15 protein-coding genes are annotated in these 16,030 nt (G+C 65.7%); 6 read left to right on the top strand and 9 right to left on the bottom strand.

Annotated features, from left to right (window positions below; all coding sequences use genetic code 11):
• The first annotated feature begins 49 nt into the window (after positions 1-49).
• The 4 genes from ACFP9U_RS12200 (at position 50) to ACFP9U_RS12185 (ending at position 5,073) form a co-directional block, all read left to right on the top strand.
• Positions 50-1,531 carry an ABC transporter substrate-binding protein gene (locus ACFP9U_RS12200; protein ID WP_378621731.1) on the top strand — a complete coding sequence of 494 codons (1,482 nt, stop codon included), beginning with the start codon at positions 50-52 and terminating at the stop codon, positions 1,529-1,531.
• A 112-nt stretch (positions 1,532-1,643) separates the two neighbouring features.
• Positions 1,644-2,588, top strand: a complete 945-nt coding sequence (locus tag ACFP9U_RS12195; RefSeq protein ID WP_378621729.1) for an ABC transporter permease — start codon at positions 1,644-1,646, stop codon at positions 2,586-2,588.
• Positions 2,585-3,454 (top strand): ABC transporter permease, encoded by an 870-nt coding sequence (locus tag ACFP9U_RS12190; RefSeq protein WP_378621728.1) that lies wholly within the window; start codon positions 2,585-2,587, stop codon positions 3,452-3,454. Before ACFP9U_RS12195 ends, ACFP9U_RS12190 begins: the two co-directional genes overlap by 4 nt.
• Positions 3,451-5,073, top strand: a complete 1,623-nt coding sequence (locus ACFP9U_RS12185) for an ABC transporter ATP-binding protein (protein ID WP_378621726.1) — start codon at positions 3,451-3,453, stop codon at positions 5,071-5,073. The genes ACFP9U_RS12190 and ACFP9U_RS12185 overlap by 4 nt, the downstream gene beginning before the upstream one ends.
• A gap of 7 nt (positions 5,074-5,080) precedes the next feature.
• Here ACFP9U_RS12185 and ACFP9U_RS12180 read toward each other — a convergent pair whose 3' ends face one another.
• Positions 5,081-5,494 (bottom strand): hypothetical protein, encoded by a 414-nt coding sequence (locus ACFP9U_RS12180; protein WP_378621724.1) that lies wholly within the window; start codon positions 5,492-5,494, stop codon positions 5,081-5,083.
• Positions 5,495-5,850: 356 nt separating this feature from the next.
• On the opposite strand from ACFP9U_RS12180, the gene ACFP9U_RS12175 reads away from it, so the two are divergent.
• Positions 5,851-6,021 carry a hypothetical protein gene (locus ACFP9U_RS12175; protein ID WP_378621723.1) on the top strand — a complete coding sequence of 57 codons (171 nt, stop codon included), beginning with the start codon at positions 5,851-5,853 and terminating at the stop codon, positions 6,019-6,021.
• A gap of 76 nt (positions 6,022-6,097) precedes the next feature.
• The gene (locus tag ACFP9U_RS12170; RefSeq protein ID WP_378621721.1) at positions 6,098-6,529 is read left to right on the top strand and encodes a VOC family protein; all 432 of its coding nucleotides are present in this window, start codon (positions 6,098-6,100) and stop codon (positions 6,527-6,529) included.
• A gap of 328 nt (positions 6,530-6,857) precedes the next feature.
• On the opposite strand, the gene ACFP9U_RS12165 is transcribed toward ACFP9U_RS12170, so the two are convergent.
• The 8 genes from ACFP9U_RS12165 to ACFP9U_RS12130 form a co-directional block, all read right to left on the bottom strand.
• Positions 6,858-8,237: an aspartate aminotransferase family protein gene (locus ACFP9U_RS12165; RefSeq protein ID WP_378621720.1), complete on the bottom strand. Its 1,380-nt coding sequence runs from the start codon at positions 8,235-8,237 to the stop codon at positions 6,858-6,860.
• 239 nt (positions 8,238-8,476) lie between these two features.
• Positions 8,477-9,895: a magnesium transporter gene (gene mgtE, locus ACFP9U_RS12160; RefSeq protein ID WP_378621718.1), complete on the bottom strand. Its 1,419-nt coding sequence runs from the start codon at positions 9,893-9,895 to the stop codon at positions 8,477-8,479.
• Positions 9,896-10,052: 157 nt separating this feature from the next.
• On the bottom strand, positions 10,053-10,850 hold the full coding sequence (locus tag ACFP9U_RS12155) for an ABC transporter permease (protein WP_378621716.1): 798 nt from the start codon (positions 10,848-10,850) through the stop codon (positions 10,053-10,055).
• A complete protein-coding gene (locus ACFP9U_RS12150) occupies positions 10,847-11,728 on the bottom strand; it encodes an ABC transporter permease (RefSeq protein WP_378621715.1) in 882 nt (293 codons plus the stop codon). Before ACFP9U_RS12150 ends, ACFP9U_RS12155 begins: the two co-directional genes overlap by 4 nt.
• The gene (locus ACFP9U_RS12145; RefSeq protein WP_378621713.1) at positions 11,721-12,788 is read right to left on the bottom strand and encodes an ABC transporter ATP-binding protein; all 1,068 of its coding nucleotides are present in this window, start codon (positions 12,786-12,788) and stop codon (positions 11,721-11,723) included. Before ACFP9U_RS12145 ends, ACFP9U_RS12150 begins: the two co-directional genes overlap by 8 nt.
• Before the next feature lie 282 nt (positions 12,789-13,070).
• Complete coding sequence (locus tag ACFP9U_RS12140; protein WP_378621711.1) at positions 13,071-14,195, bottom strand: extracellular solute-binding protein; 1,125 nt, start codon at positions 14,193-14,195, stop codon at positions 13,071-13,073.
• A 257-nt stretch (positions 14,196-14,452) separates the two neighbouring features.
• Positions 14,453-15,316 carry a TIGR01459 family HAD-type hydrolase gene (locus ACFP9U_RS12135; protein WP_378621710.1) on the bottom strand — a complete coding sequence of 288 codons (864 nt, stop codon included), beginning with the start codon at positions 15,314-15,316 and terminating at the stop codon, positions 14,453-14,455.
• A partial coding sequence (locus tag ACFP9U_RS12130; RefSeq protein WP_378621708.1) for an FGGY-family carbohydrate kinase occupies positions 15,313-16,030 on the bottom strand: 718 nt, incomplete at its 5' end. The genes ACFP9U_RS12130 and ACFP9U_RS12135, both read right to left, overlap by 4 nt.

Raw genomic sequence — 16,030 nt, 5'->3', positions numbered from 1 at the left:
CGCGCTTCAATCGAAGCGCGTCATGCGCATGGGAATCAGGGAGACGGAGATGAAGAGATTCGCCACGATGCTCGGTGCGGCAGCGTTGCTGCTGGCCTCCGGCTCGGCCTCCTTGGGCGCGCGCGGCGACATCGTTCTCGGTGTGGTCCTGGAGCCGCCGCATCTCGACCCCACCGCCGGCGCGGCCGCCGCCATCGATGAGATCGTCTACGCCAACGTGTTCGAGGGCCTCACGCGCATCGGCCCCGATGGCCAGGTGCGGCCCGCTCTTGCCGAGAGTTGGGAGATCTCCGACGACGGGACGACATACACGTTCACCCTGCAAAAAGGCGTGACCTTCCACGACGGCACGGCCTTCAATGCCGACGACGTGAAATTCTCGCTCGAACGCGCCATGGCCGAGGACTCGACCAATGCGCAAAAGGTGCTCTTTTCCGCCATCGCCGCGGTGGAAGCCGTCGACCCGACGACCGTGAAGGTGCGGCTCAAGCATCCGCAAGGCTCCTTCCTCAACAATATGGGATGGGGCGACGCGGTGATCGTGGCCCCCGAATCGGCCGCGACGAACAAGGAGCACCCGGTCGGTACCGGCCCGTTCATGTTCGACGACTGGGCCAGGGGCGCCTCCGTCACCCTCGTGAAAAACCCGGACTACTGGGGCGAGCCCGCGGCTCTTGAGAAGGCTGAATTCCGCTTCATCCCCGACGCGGCCGCGGCCGTGCCGGCGCTCCTTTCCGGCGACGTTCACGCCTTTCCCAACCTGCAGGCCGGCGACGCGCTGCCCCAGTTCGAGGCCGATCCCCGCTTCGAGGTGGTGATCGGCGTGACGGAGGGCGAGACGATCCTGGCCACCAACAACGGCAAAAAACCGTTCGATCAGTTGAAGGTACGCCAGGCCATCGCCCACGCGCTCGACCGCGACGATATCATCCTCGGCGCCACATCGGGCAACGGCGTGCCCATCGGCTCGCATTTCTCACCGGCGAACGAGGCCTATCTGGACCTCACCGATACCTATCCCCACGACGTCGAGAAAGCGAAGGCGCTGCTCACCGAGGCGGGCTATCCGGACGGCTTCACCGCCACGCTGAAGCTGCCGCCACCGCCCTATGCGCGCCAGGCCGGCGAGATCGTCGCCTCGCAGTTGCGTGCCGTCGGCATCGATCTGGAGATCGTCCCGGTGGAATGGGCACAATGGCTCGAACAGGTCTTCACCAACAAGGACTACGACCTGACCATCATCTCCCACACCGAGCCCAACGACATCAACATCTACGCGCGCGACGACTACTACTTCAACTACGACAACCCCGCCTTCGACGCCGTGATGGAGGAACTCGAGAGAACCGCCGATCCGGAAGAGCGCAAGGCGCTTTACGGCCAGGCGCAGCGCATCATCGCCGAGGACGCGGTGAACGGATTTCTGTTCCAGCTTCCGAAGGTCGGGGTGTGGGATGCGCGGCTGGAAGGCCTTTGGGAGAACATGCCCATCCAGGCCAACGACCTGACGCAAGTGCGGTGGACGGACTGAGAGTTCGGCAAGGCGTGCACTCCACGTCGGCTCCTCCGCCCTTCGACAGGCCCAGGGCGGTGAATTCGAATGGGTGCCGCCATTTCCGCGCGCGAAGACCACGAGACCGCCCATGACCGCTTATGTCATCAAGCGTTTGACCGTCGGCGTCCTCACCCTCCTCGTCGCCTCGCTCGTCGTCTTCGGCGCCCTGGAAATCCTTCCCGGCGATCCGGCGCGCATCATGCTGGGCATGAACGCAAGCCCCGAAGCGCTGGAGGCACTGCGCAGCCAGATGGGCCTCGACCGCCCGGTGGCCCTGCGCTACCTCTCCTGGATCGCCGGCATGGCAACGGGCGATTTCGGCCGCTCCTACACCTATTCCTCGCCCGTCGTCGCACTTATCGCCGAGCGGGTGGCCGTTTCCCTGCCCCTGGCGCTCATCGCGCTCGCCCTTTCCACGGCCATTGCCCTTCCGGTCGGCATCTTCGCCGCCGCCCGACGGGGACGGCCGTCCGACACGGTCACGATGGGCCTGGCGCAGGTCGGCGTGGCGGTGCCGAACTTCTGGTTCGCCCTGCTTCTGGTCTATGTCTTCGCCGTCGGCCTGCGGCTTTTGCCGTCAGGCGGCTTTCCGGGCTGGGGCGAACCGTGGCCGGCGCTCAAGGCGCTCGTCCTGCCGGCCGTCGCGCTGGCGCTTCCGCAAGCGGCGATCCTGTCGCGCGTCACGCGCTCGGCCATGCTGGAGGTGCTCGGCGAAGACTATATCCGCACCGCCCGGGCCAAGGGGCTGCCGCGGCGCTTGGTGCTGTGGCGGCACGCGCTGCGCAACGCGCTGATCCCGGTGATCACCATTCTCGGCCTGCAATTCTCCTTTCTTCTGGCCGGCACGATCATCGTCGAGAACGTCTTCTACCTGCCGGGCCTCGGCCGGCTGATCTTCCAGGCCATCAGCCAGCGTGACCTGATCGTGGTCGAGGGGGTGGTGATGCTCCTGGTGGCGACGGTGATCCTCGTCAACCTGCTGGTCGACATCGGCTACGCCGCCGCCGATCCGCGCCTGAGGACGGGCCGATGAGCCTCGATCCCGTCGCCGCCCCGCCGCGCGAGCGGCCTCTTCTGTCGCGGGCGCTCGCCAACCGCTCCTTCGTCCTGGGCCTCGCGGTGACAGTCACCGTCACACTGGTGGCGCTGATTTCCTTCTTCTGGACTCCATACGACGTCACGGACCTGCAGGTCTCCGACCGGCTGCAGGGCCTGTCGCTCGCCCATCCCTTCGGCACGGATCACATGGGCCGCGACATCCTTTCCATGATCATGATCGGCGCGCGCAATTCGATCGCTGTGGCCATGGTGGCCGTCGGCATCGGCATGGGTATCGGCGTGCCGCTCGGCGCCTGGGCGGCGGCGAAGGGCGGCTTTGCCGACGAGGCGCTGATGCGCGCCAACGACGTGGTCTTCGCCTTTCCCTCCCTGCTTTCGGCGGTGATGATCACGGCTGTCTTCGGCCCCGGCGCCATCAACGCCATCATCGCCATCGGCATCTTCAGCGTGCCGGTTTTCGCCGGCGTCGCCCGCGGCGCGGCACTGGCGCTGTGGCCGCGCGAATTCATCCTGGCTGCCCGCGCCGCCGGCAAGGGCAAGGTGCTGATCACCGTCGAGCATATCCTGCCCAACATCGCGAGCCTCCTGCTCGTGCAGGGCACCATTCAGTTTGCGCTCGGCATTCTGGCAGAAGCCGGCCTGTCTTATCTCGGGCTCGGAGCGCAGCCGCCAATGCCCTCCTGGGGACGCATGCTTTTCGACGCGCAGACGCGCCTGGCCGTGGCTCCCCATCTGGCGCTTATCCCGGGACTTGCCATAGTCGTCACCGTCCTCGGCCTCAACCTTCTGGGCGACGGCCTGCGCGATGTCCTCGATCCGAGGCTGAGGCGCGTGCGATGAGCCTCCTGGAGATCGAGGACCTGTCCCTTTCCATCGGCGGCACGCGCATTCTCGAAGGCGTGAACCTGTTCGTCGAGCGCGGACAGGTGATGGCTCTTGTCGGCGAGTCGGGCTCGGGCAAGTCCCTGACGGCACTGTCCGTGATGAAGCTCCTGCCGGACGCCGCCCGCCCTGAAGGCCGCCTCACCTTCGCCGACATCGACCTGCTCGACGCCCCGGAAGCCGCCATGTCCAGGCTGCGCGGGAAGAAGATCGGCATGGTTTTCCAGGAGCCGATGACGGCTCTCAATCCTGTCAAGACCATCGGCGAGCAGGTGGCGGAAGGCATCCGCTGGCACACCGGCGCAAACCGGGCCGACGCGGAAGCCCGCGCCCGCGCCATGCTGGAGCGTGTCGGCCTTCCCGAACGGCGCTTTCCCCTCACCCGCTATCCGCACGAATTGTCCGGCGGCCAGCGCCAGCGCGTCGTCATCGCCATCGCCTGTGCCCTGCAACCGAAGCTCCTGATCGCCGACGAGCCGACGACCGCGCTCGACGTCGTCCTGCAGGCGCAGATCCTCGATCTCCTGCGCACACTGGTGCGGGAGAACGGTATGGGACTGCTCCTCATAGCGCACGATCTGGCCGTGGTGGCCGAAATGGCCGACCGCGTCAGCGTCATGCGCCAAGGCCGGATCATGGAGTCCGGAGAAACGGTGCACACGCTGACGGCGCTGAAGCATCCCTACACCCGACGCCTTGCCGAAGCGTCCACCCACGTGCCGGAGCGCACCCGGCACACTGCCCCCGCCGAGGAACGGACGCTCCTGCGTGCCGAGGACGTCACCAAGGATTATCCGGTGCGGCAAGGCGGACTGTTTCGGCGGAAAAGACCCTTCCGTGCCGTCGACGGCGTCTCATTCAGGATTGGTCGCGGTGAATGCGTGGCGCTGGTGGGCCGCTCGGGCTGCGGAAAGTCGACGCTGGCGCGCATGGTCCTGGCGCTCGAGAAACCGACGCACGGCACCATCCGCTTCGAGGGCGAAACGATGGAGGACAAGGACGAGGCTGCGCTGCGTCCCTTGCGGCGCCACATGCAGGTGGTCTTCCAGGATCCCTACGGCTCCTTCGATCCGCGTCACCGCGTCGAGCGGCTCGTTTCCGAACCGCTCCACCTGCTGGATGAAAGGCCCGAACGCACACGGCGGCGCACGTTGGTCGCCGAAGCGCTGGAACAGGTGGGGCTCAAGCCGTCGGACATGGAAAAATACCCGCACGAGTTCTCGGGCGGCCAGCGCCAGTGCATCGCCATCGCGCGCGCCATCATCACCCGCCCGCGCCTCATCGTCGCCGACGAGCCGGTGTCCGCCCTCGACGTCTCGTTCCGGGCACAGATTCTCGACCTCTTCGCTGAATTGCAGCGCCAGCGCGGTCTGGCCTGCCTCTTCATCACCCACGATCTCACCGTGGCACGTGCCGTCTGCGACCGCATCATGGTGATGGACGAGGGCAGGATCGTCGAGAGCGGAACGCCTGAGGGTGTGCTGAACCGGCCCGCGACCACGGCCGCGCGGGCGCTCGTCGACGCCGCGCCGGACCTGCAGCGGGCGATCGACAGACGCGCCGCCCGCTCGGGATAAGCCCCGGCTACACCTCCGGCATCACCTCGTTCTCTTCGAGATCGAGAAGCGCCGCGAGCCGGGCCCGCAACCGCGTCTGATGCTTGACGAGCATCCTGTCCCCCAGGGTCAGCATGCTGAGGCTGCGGGCGAGCAAAAGCCGCTCTGCCCTGGGTCGGGCGCCGAAGGCGGCGTGCGCGCGCGCCGTATCCCTCACGCCATGGACTTCGATATCCGGCAGGAGCAACTCGAAAGACCGTTCGTCGAGCCCGAAGGCGCTCCCGGCCACGCGCCGCAGGGTCGCCCTCGCCGCCCCGTCGACCGGTCCGTCGTTCAGCACCAGGCGCAACAGCAGAAGAAGATCGGCGGCACGCGCGCCGTCAACGGGCAAGGACGGCCCGCGGCCGCCGCCGCTCCTCACCGGTATGTTCCCAGCCATCATCTCCACCCTCCTGCTGCAACCAGGGCCTTAGTCAGTCGTGGTCGCCGGCCCAGGCCCTGAACCAACCTGGCCAAACCGGCGCCGCAACCACAACTGGCTACGGACCATGACGACTCACCCAGGGCATTTCACCTTGCAAGCCTCTTGTCAGCCTTGACGATCAATCTTGCCGAATGTTTGACATCTTCTGCTATCGGGAGATGCCATTGCCGGCGCGAAGGCGGTCCGGGAGACCGCCCCTCCACGATCCTGCAGCCATGACTGTAAGCGCCGGTGCCTGGCGATCAGCATATTGGCGTATAATCCCGATGGGCCGTTAGCGTTTTCCGCGTGCAACATCTGCCTGCGAGGAAGCCATGACACTCAACGCACCGACGAAAATCGTCTTTCTGATCTCCCTGGTGGTGGCCATCATCGCCATCATTGCGCTGTTCAACATCCTTCCGGCCCTTCCGATACCAGCCTTCTGGCTCATGACACTGGCCTATGTGGTGCTCATGCTCGCGTGTATGGTAAAGGGGTTGTAGGCCCGTCGGGGAGCCGCAACGAATTTCGCTTCGCGACATTGTACTCCCGGCAGTGGCATCACCGAGGGAGTCCGTCATGAGCAAGTTCGTCTCGATCCAGGCCCCGCGCGTCTTTCCCACCTTCCGCTACCGCGACGCCACGGCCATGGTCGACTGGCTGGTCAAGGCGTTCGGTTTCTCCATCCATGCCATGCATGCCGATGGCGGCCGGCTCGTGCATGCCGAGCTGGCCCTCGGCTCCTCCATCATCATGCTCGGCCAGGCGGCCGACGATTCCTTCGGCGCGCTGGTCGGCGCCCCGGGCGAAAACGGCGGCAAGTCGGTCTATATCGCCGTGGAAAACGTCGACGTGGTGCACGAGCATGCGCTCAAGGCTGGCGCCGAGATTCTCGAGGAGCCCGTCGACCGCGACTATGGAAGCCGCGAGTTCATCTGCCGTGATCCGGAAGGGAACATCTGGTGCATCGGCACCTACTGGCCCAAGGCCCACGAAACCTCCGAGCAATAGCACCTGCACAGGCGTCGGTAAGACGGAGCTGTTCCGCCGCCGGCGCGGGGAAAGAATTTTCCCATTTGCGAGATCCTGCCCGAACAGGCTGAATTCTGCCCGAATTCGGGCGAATTAACGAAAGCGTAAGCACTCGCTAACCTCCCGGTAACAATGTGCCGCTAAAAAGGAAGACGAGGCGGACGTCAGGCCTCCCCGGCTCCGGAAAGGGTCTCGCGTACCGGAGCGGCTCGCCTTCCGTTCGCGTTGGCGTATCGAAGTACAAGCGTAACGCGTAGAAGACCACGCTCACCGGAGCGTGGTCTTGTTTTCTTATCTTTTCCCACGATCATCCAGCGCGCAGGATCGGCTCCGCCGCATCGAGCGCCGCCACGATCCGCCGGCACGCCAGGTCGATGGTCTCCTTCGTCCAGATCAGCGGTGGTGACAGGATCATCGTATCGCCGACGGCGCGCATCATCAGCCCGCCTTCGATGGCGATGTCGCGCACGGCCAGGCCGGCCGCACCCTCTCCGGGAAAACGGCAGCGCGTTTCCTTGTCGGCCACGAGCTCGATCGCCCCCATGAGGCCGAAGCTGCGCACCTCGCCCACGATGGGATGTCCTGCGATGCTTTCCGCCAGAGCTTCGGCGAAATAAGGCCCGGTCTCATCGCGCACACGCTCGATGAGACCCTCGCCTTCGATGATTTCCAGGTTCTTCAATGCCACCGCGCAGGCGACCGGATGGCCGGAATAGGTGTAGCCGTGGAAGAACTCGCCGCCCTTGTCCACCAGCGTTTGTGCGATCCGGTCCCCGACGATCAGCGCCGAAAGCGGCTGGTAGCCGGATGTCAGAGCCTTCGCGGTGGTGATCGTGTCGGGCCGGATGCCCAGCCTTTCGGCGGCGAACCAGGCCCCCGTGCGGCCGTAGCCGGTGATCACCTCGTCCAGCATCAGGAGCACGTCGTATTTGCGGCAGATGCGCTCCACCTCGGGCCAATAGCTCTCCGGCGGAATCTTCACGCCGCCCGCTCCCATGACCGGCTCGCCGATGAAGGCCGCGACATTGTCCGCCCCGGCTTCCAGGATAGCCGCCTCCACGGCCCGGGCCGCGCGCAGACCGAAATCGTGATCGCTCTCGCCCGGCTCCCTGAGCTCGAACGCGTAGGGCGGCATCACGTGAACGATGTTCGGCACCGCCCCGTGAAGCTGGCCGTGCATGGCCGCCATGCCGCCCAGCGAGGTACCGGCGATCGTCGAGCCGTGATAGGCCCATTGGCGCGAGATGATGCGGTTTTTCTCCGGCCGCCCTTCGAGCGCCCAGTAATGGCGTACCAGTCTCAGCGCCGTGTCGTTCGCCTCCGAGCCGGAAGAGCCGTAGAAGACCTGGTTGAGATGCGCCGGCGCGATCTCGGCCAGCTTCTGCGCCAGAAGCACCGGCGACGGCGTGGAGCAGCGGAAAAAGGAATTGTAGTAGGGCAGTTCCTTCATCTGCGCGTAGGCGGCCTCGGCCAGTTCGTGACGCCCGTAGCCGATGTTCACGCACCACAGCCCCGCCATGCCGTCGAGGATCTCCTTGCCCTCCGTGTCGTAGACGAAGGGCCCCTCGGCCCGCGTGACGATCCGCGTGCCCGCGCCGCGCAGATCCTTGTGGTCGGTAAAGGGGTGCAGGTGATGCCGCGCGTCCATTTCTCGGAGCTGCGACAGCGAATAGTTCCTGTAACTCATGTTTTTGACGTCTCCGGTTGAAGTCATGCGGCAGAAGCGCCGCGCGGTTCAGCCGGAAACCGGAGGCGAATAGCCGATCCGCGCGCAAAGCCGCAGGAGCTCCGCATGCCGGGTGCGCGGCGACGGCTTTTCTGCAGGTGTCGCGGACAAGCTTGGGGTCGCAAGCATCATGGAACGGATTAAAGCGGATGCGCATCGGCGGTTCAAGCAGCGGCGCCCGAAAGGACGCCAGGCACCTGTCACAGCAGGCCGAACCACCAGGTGGCAAGGCCCAGAAAGGCAAAGAAGCCCACCACATCCGTGACGGTGGTCAGGAAGACGGACGACGCCACCGCAGGGTCCGCCCCCAGCCTGTCGAGCAGCAGCGGAATCAAGATGCCCGCCGTTGCGGCCACGAACATGTTGATGATCATCGCCGTGGCGATGATCGCGCCGAGGTCGACGTTCTCGAACCATATGCCGGCAATGAGCCCGATCAGGGTCGCGAAGATTATGCCGTTCAACAGGCCGACGCCCATCTCGCGGCGGATGATGCGGCCGGCATTGTAGATGTCGAGATCGCGGGTGGCGAGCGCACGGACCGTCACGGTCATGGTCTGGGAACCCGCATTGCCGCCCATGCCGGCAACGATGGGCATGAGCACGGCAAGCGCCACGATCTGCTGGATCGTACCTTCGAACAGGCTGATCACCGAAGCCGCGAGAAAGGCGGTGACGAGGTTGACCATGAGCCAGGGCACGCGCGAGCGGCTGGCGGCCAGGACGGTGTCGGACAGCTCCTCGTCGCCGACGCCACCCATGCGCATTAGGTCTTCCTCAGCCTCCTGCGTGATGACGTCGACAACGTCGTCGATGGTAAGAACGCCGACAAGCCGCTCGTTCTCGTCCACCACCGCGGCCGAGAGGAGATCGTATTGCTCGAAGATCTGCGCCGCCTCCTCCTGGTCCATCGTGGCGGGGATGGCGTGGCGCGTCTCGCGCATGACGTCTTCGATCTTCACGGCGCGCTGCGTCCGCAGGATGCGGTCGAGGTCGACGGCGCCGACGAGGCGGAAAGTGGGGTCGATGACGAAGATCTGGGAGAACGTTTCCGGGAGGTTCTGATCCTCGCGCATGTAGTCGATCGTCTGCCCCACCGTCCAGAAGGGCGGCACGGCGACGAATTCCGTCTGCATGCGCCGACCGGCCGTCTCCTCCGGATAGCCGAGCGAGCGGCGCAGCCGCACGCGCTCCGTGAAAGGGAGCTGCGCCAGGATCTCGTCCTGGTCCTCCTGGGCAAGGTCCTCGAGGATATAGACCGCGTCGTCGGAATCGAGCTGCTGAAGGGCCTGCGCGATCTGCGCGTTCGGAAGGCCGCCGACGATGTCGAGACGGATGGTGTCGTCGACCTCCGTGAGCGCGGTGAAATCGAACTCCTCGCCCATGAGCTGGACCAGCGCGCGACGCTGCTCGGGCATGAGCGCTTCCAGGAGATCGCCGATCTCGGACTGGTGCAGGCGGCCGACGTCCTCCTTGAGTGCCAGCGTGTCGCGATCGGCGATGGCCGCGCCGATATGCGCCAGAAAATTGGCGGAAATCACGCCGTCTTCGCCATAGATGCCCTGCTCCGGCGCATCGGCCGGCGTGCCGTCACTCGCCTGCGTCTCCGGCTCGCTCAATGGCGCTCTCCCCGATTTCTGCCCGAGAACCCGGCCGCTGCCCGTAAGGCCTCAACCGCGTCACCTGTAGCGCGCCAAAGGCGGGAATACAAAGCCTCTCCACAGCAATGCAACGACAGCATTCACGGCGAAAGGGCGTTTCGCCGCGACCTGCCGTTCAGGTTCCGCCGCGCGAGCGTCGGCGGACGATCTCGTAGACCACCGCCCCGGCTATGGTCACGGCGATCATGATCAACGCCAGCGCATTGACCGCCGGGGTGAGGCCCGTGCGCACCTTGGTGGCGATATAGACGGTCAGCGGTGTATCGAAGCCGCGCACGAAAAGCGTGGTGTTGTAGTTTTCGATGGATTGCAGGACGGCCAGGAAGCCGGCGGCAAAGAGTGCCGGCCTGAGGAAGGGCAGGATGACACGGCGAAAGACCATGAACCGTGTCGCGCCCAGTCCGATCGCCGCCTCCTCCTGGGTCCGGTCGAAGCGCTGAAGACGTGCCGCCACCATCAGCATGACGTAGCAGATGATGAAGCTCGCCTGCGCCACGACGATCAGGAAGACGCCGCCGCCGACGCCGAGCTGCCGCCACAGGACGAGCGTGGAAATGCCGATCACGACACCGGGCGTGAGCAGCGGCGAGACCATGACGGCATACATGAAGCTGCGGGCCCGCGCATGCAGGCTGGTGAGCACGAGGGCCGCCGCCGTGCCGATCGGCAGGACGACCAGCACGACGAAGAAGGCAACGACGAGGGACGTCCAGAGCGCCTCCCACATGCCGGCGTCGGCCCACAGCGCATCGAACCATTGCAGCGTCGCGCCCTGCCAGGGCGTAATCGTGGGGAAACGGCTCGCGTTGAAGGTGGCGGCGGACATGATGGCGAGCGGCGCGAAGAGATACACGAAGAAAGCCGCCGCATAGAAGCCGAACAGCGCCTTGGCGATGCGATCCGCCGCGCTCACTTGGCCACCTCCGTCAGGCTGACACGGGCGATCCTGAGCGCGATAAGCACCACAGCCAGGCACAGGATCAGAAGGACCAGCGCATAGGCCGCCCCGCGGTTCCAGTCACCGCCCTCGAAGAACCAGTTGTAGATGATTTCGGTGAACCAGCGGCTGCCGGGGGAGCCCAGCAGCGCCGGCACCACGAAGCTGCCGGCGGCCAGCATGAAGGTGAAGACGCAGCCCGTGGCGATACCGGCCTTGGCGTGCGGGATGACGACCCGCCAATGGGTGCGCCAGACGGAGGCGCCGAGGTCGCGGGCGGCTTCCACCTGGGATTTGTCGAGCGACTCGATGGCGTTGTAGATGGGGAAGAGCATGAACAGGATGTAGGCGTAGGTCATGCCGGCCAGCACGCCCACGTCACCGTACCAGCGCACCGGCTCGTCGATGATGCCGAAGGAAAGCAGAAGCGCGTTCAGCGGCCCGCGAAAGGCGAGCAGAATGTACCAGGCGAGCGTACGCAGCACCTCGTTGATCCAGAAGGGAATGGTGAGCGCGAGAAGCACGATGGCCGTCTGGTTGGCCGTGGCATTCTGCGCCAGCCAATAGGCGAGCGGGTAGCACACGAGGAGCGTGACCAGCGCAACGAGTGCGCTCGCCCAGACGGTCTTGAAGAAGATCGCCCGGTGCACGCTTTCGTTCGCGAGATAGAGGATGTTGTCGAGCGAATAGACGTCGCGCGGCCCGCCGATCTCGGCCGGCAAAAGGTTGGGCCGGAGCGCGTAATCGATCATCATCACGTTCGGCGCCAGCACCATGCCGGCAAGCCACGCCGCCACGAGAACCATGAGCACGGTGCCGAGCGCACCCCCAAAGCGGCTGAAAAGCTCAGCCATCGGCCAGCACCACCGCATTGGCCTCGCGGAAGGCGAAGGTGGTTTTCGTCCCGATGGCCGGCGCCTCACCGAGCTCGGTGCTGGAAATCGAGGCGATGAGCCGGCTGCCGTCCTCCAGCGTGCCATGGGCGAGCGCGAAGGCACCCTCGAAGTCGATGCGCTCGATGGTGGCCATCAGCCGGTTGGCGCCATTGCCGCCGGCCGTGAGCGCCTCGGGGCGGACATAGAGCCTCGCCGCGTCCCCCGCCGAAAGCCCCGGCCCGGCGCGGCCGCGCAACGGCCCCAGGGCACTGTCGATGATCGCGACGCCGTTCTCCATGGCCGCGACCTTGCCGGAAATGACGTTCGTCTCGCCGACGAAGGTGGCCACGAACGGCGTGGCAGGATTGTCGTAAAGGTCGCGCGGGGCGCCGACCTGCTGCAGGATGCCGTCGCTCATCACCGCCACACGGTCCGACATGGCGAGCGCCTCGGACTGGTCATGCGTGATGTAGATGAAGGTCACCCCGGTGCGCTTCTGCAGCGCCCGCAGTTCGCTGCGCATGTGCTGGCGCAGCTTGAGGTCGAGTGCCGACAGCGGCTCGTCGAGAAGAAGGACCTGCGGTTCCACCGCCAGGGCCCGGGCGATCGCCACCCGCTGGCGCTGACCGCCGGAAAGTTCGCCCGGCATGCGGTCACCATAGCCGTCGAGTGCGATGAGCTTCAAAAGCTCCCCGACCTTCCTGCGCCGCTCGGCCTTGCCCACGCCACGCGCCTCCAGGCCGAAGGCGATGTTCTCCCAGACCGGCATCAGCGGAAAGAGCGCCAGCGACTGGAAGATCATGGCGGTGGGCCGCTGGTCGGGGCCGAGCCCCGCCATGTCGCGCCCGCCGATCAGCACCTTGCCTTCACTCGGCTGGAGAAAACCCGCCACGACGCGCAGGATCGTCGTCTTGCCGCAACCGGAAGGACCGAGGATCGAGAAAAACTCGCCGGCTTCGACGGTGAAGGAAACGTCGCTTACGGCACGTGTCCGCCCGAAGACCATGCCGATGTTATGCAGTTCGACCGAATGTGACATTGTTGCCCGATGAATACGGAGGGCGGAATGAAGCACTTTGGAACGCTCGCTGCCTGCCCCCTCTCTTGCGATTTCTAACACTTAGCCTTCGGCTAAGATATTGAAATCGCTTTCTCTCCCGCAAGGGGAGAGATAGGCGCCGACATTGCCGGTTCCTATCTCCCCCTTGGCGGGGGAGAAAGCAAATTCTTGGGCTTGGCAAAGCCAAGTCCTTAGAATTTGCAAGAGAGGGGGTCGCCGGCTGTATCTAGCCCTCCATCCGCCCTCCGAAGGTACCTCACCTCAGGCCGACAGGAACCGGTCCTGGTACTCGTTGCGCTTGGCGACGAACCAGTTCTCCTGGATCGGCCACCACCACAGCTTCTCCAGCGCATCACCCGGATAGGCGGCGGCAAAGAAGGCTTTCGCCTCGTCGGAGATGAGTTCCTCGGCGCCGACGGCTGTGGAGTTGATCGAGGTCGCATTGGTGTACATGGCGCCGGCTTCGGGCGTCAGGAACCAGTTGATGAAGGCATAGGCCTGATCGATGTTCTCCGCACCCGAGGGGACGGCCACGCCTTCCATCCAGGTCAGCGCGCCTTCCTTCGGCGCGACGAAACCGATCGGCAGCCCTTCCTTGGCAAGCGCGGCGGCCGTGGAATCCCAGGTCTGGCCGATGGCGCAGCCATTGACGCGGAAGGCGCCCTGGGCCTCGTTCTCGTTGTTCCAGAACTGGGCGATGTTGGCCTTGCGCGCGACCGCCTCCTCGAGAATGACGTCGTAGATCTTCGTCATGTTCTCTTCGGACTTGAAGGCCTCGACCATGGGCATGGGCAGCTTGCCCTCGCCTTCCAGCCACAGGCCGATGCCGACGAGGCCGGAATGGCCGCGCACCGTCGCCTTGCCTTCCATCTCGGGCTTCCAGATATCACCGTAGGAAGCGGTGCCGTATTCCAACGGCGCCTGGTCCTTGTCGAAGGAGAGCGCCTCCGTGCCCCAGTCGGTGGGCACCTGGTAACGCTCGCCATCGACCACCGCGCCCAGGTTCTCCGAGTTCTTCCAGGCGCTCGGCAGGCACTTGTCGACGTCGACCTTGGACGTGTCGATCGGCTGGACAAGGCCGAACTCCACATAGTTGGGCACGCGGTCCACCGTCGGCCAGATGATGTCGAATCCGGCACCGTTGTTGGCGCGAAGCTGGTTCAGAAGCTCGTCATTGGTGCCGTAGGGGGTGAAGTTGGCCTTGATCCCCGTTGCATTCTCGAAGGCTGACAGCATCTCGTCATTCAGGTAGCCCGCCCAGGCGAAGATATTGACCGTCCCGGAGGTCCCCTGTGCATAAGAGCGCGAGATGAAGGGCGCAGCCAGAGCAAGCCCCGCCGTGGATGCGGCCCCCTTCATGAAAGCACGCCGCTTGACCTTTATCATTGTCGTTCTCCCAGTTTCCGTTGCGCCGACGCGCAGCGGTTAGGCCGCTCATGTTACACGGCGATGACGGGCCGGCAACGAAAATACAACCGCGCTTCAAGGGCGGAGCATGCCTTGAGGGTGAAGGCAAGGCGGCCTCGCGGTCGGCGGAAAAGCGCAAACGTCAGCCCTCATGGTGAGCCTGCCGAGCCACGAGGGCAGGATGCCGTCTTCCCCGACGGGCTCAGCACGGGATAAACCGAATACGGGGACCGGCCTTAGCCGGCGGTCCAATAAAAGCCGGGGAGGACGAACTCCGGGGCAGCGCCGTGTTCCCGGTAAAGCGCGGAGACCGCCTCGGCGGGCAGATCCGCCAGGATGCCCGAGCGCACCAGTGCGGTGGCAAGTCCCGCGCCGTGGCCACCGGCGATGTCGTGCTCGACGCTGTCGCCCACGCAGACCACGCGCGCCGGATCGGGATTGCCGAGGGCGTCGAGCGCGGTCTGATAGATGTCCTTGAAGGGTTTGCCGATCCACCGCACCTTTCCGCCGAGCTCTGTGTAGATCTCCGCGATCCGCCCGGCGCCGGGGCGCGGCCCGGAGGCTGTCAGCATGATCTTGTCCGGATTGGTGCACATGCACGGGACGCCCCTCACCGCGGCCGGCGCGAGCATCCCATGGTAGTCGTCGAGCGTCAGGAGATCCGCCTCACTGCCGGCGATCAGCACGAGATCGGCGTCCGCTCCGTCGCTCACCAGTTGAAGGTCGAGCCCCTCGATCGCCGTACGGTCCCCGTCGCGCGCGAAATAAAGGCACCGCGAACCCGGCGGGATGCGCTTTTCCGGCCCGTGGCCCGAAAGCAGATGCCACGCCACCTCGCCGGAGGTCACCAACCGGTCCCAGCTCTCCCGCGGGAAGCCGAGGCGCTCCAGGCGCTCCTCGTTGGGCCCGGCACGCCTGCCGGAGTTGGACAGAAGAACCACCCGCTTGCCGGCCGCCTTGAGGTGCGCGAGCGCCTCCACCGCGCCGGAATAGGCGGCATTCCCGTCATGCAGAACCCCGAACTGGTCGAGAAGGAAGCTGTCGAAGCGTTCGGAAAGCGCCTTCAGATCGATCGTCGCCGGCCCGCCCATCGCGTTCATGCCAGCCCTGCCCTTTCCGCGCCTTCGAGCGCCAGGAAGGCGGTTCCGGCCGCAGTCTCCTCCGAGCGTGAGTCCCGAAACGGCACGGCGAGCCTGCGGGCGCGGATTTCAGTCCATTGAGCGTTGCGCGCCCCGCCGCCGACCGTGCGCAGGCTGGCAAGGGGCGGCGCGCCCAGTTCTGCAAGCCGCCGGTAGCCGAGGGCCTCGACGGCCGCCATGCCCTCGAAAAGCCCCTGCAGGAAAGCCGCGTCGTCGGCCGGGCGCGGTTCGAGCCGCGGCGCAAGCTCCGGGTCGTTGACGGGAAAACGCTCGCCCTTCTTCAAGAGCGGATAATAGTCGAGGCCGCTATCGGAAGCCGCATCGATCCTTTGGGAAAGGGCGGCGAGCTCATCGGGCGTGAAGAACGCCGCAAGCACGTTGCCGCCGGTGTTCGAGGCGCCGCCGGCAAGCCAGCGGTCGCCGAAGCGGTGGCTGTAGACGCCGTATTCCGGCGCAAAGATCGGCCGGTCGCACAACATCTTCACCGTCAGCGTGCTCCCGAGCGCCGTCACCGCGTCGCCGATCTCCGCCGCCCCCGTCGCCAGGAACGAGGCACAGCCGTCGGTCGTGCCGGTCACGAGGATCGTCTCGCCCGGCAGGCCGAATTCGGCCGCCGCTTCCTCCGTGATCCGCCCCATCGGCGTTCCCGGGGCCAGCACTTCCGGCAGCATCGCG

The sequence above is a fragment of the Nitratireductor sp. GCM10026969 genome (genome assembly GCF_042660605.1).
GTDB lineage: Bacteria > Pseudomonadota > Alphaproteobacteria > Rhizobiales > Rhizobiaceae > Chelativorans.
This window is presented reverse-complemented; position numbering and strand designations above follow the sequence as displayed.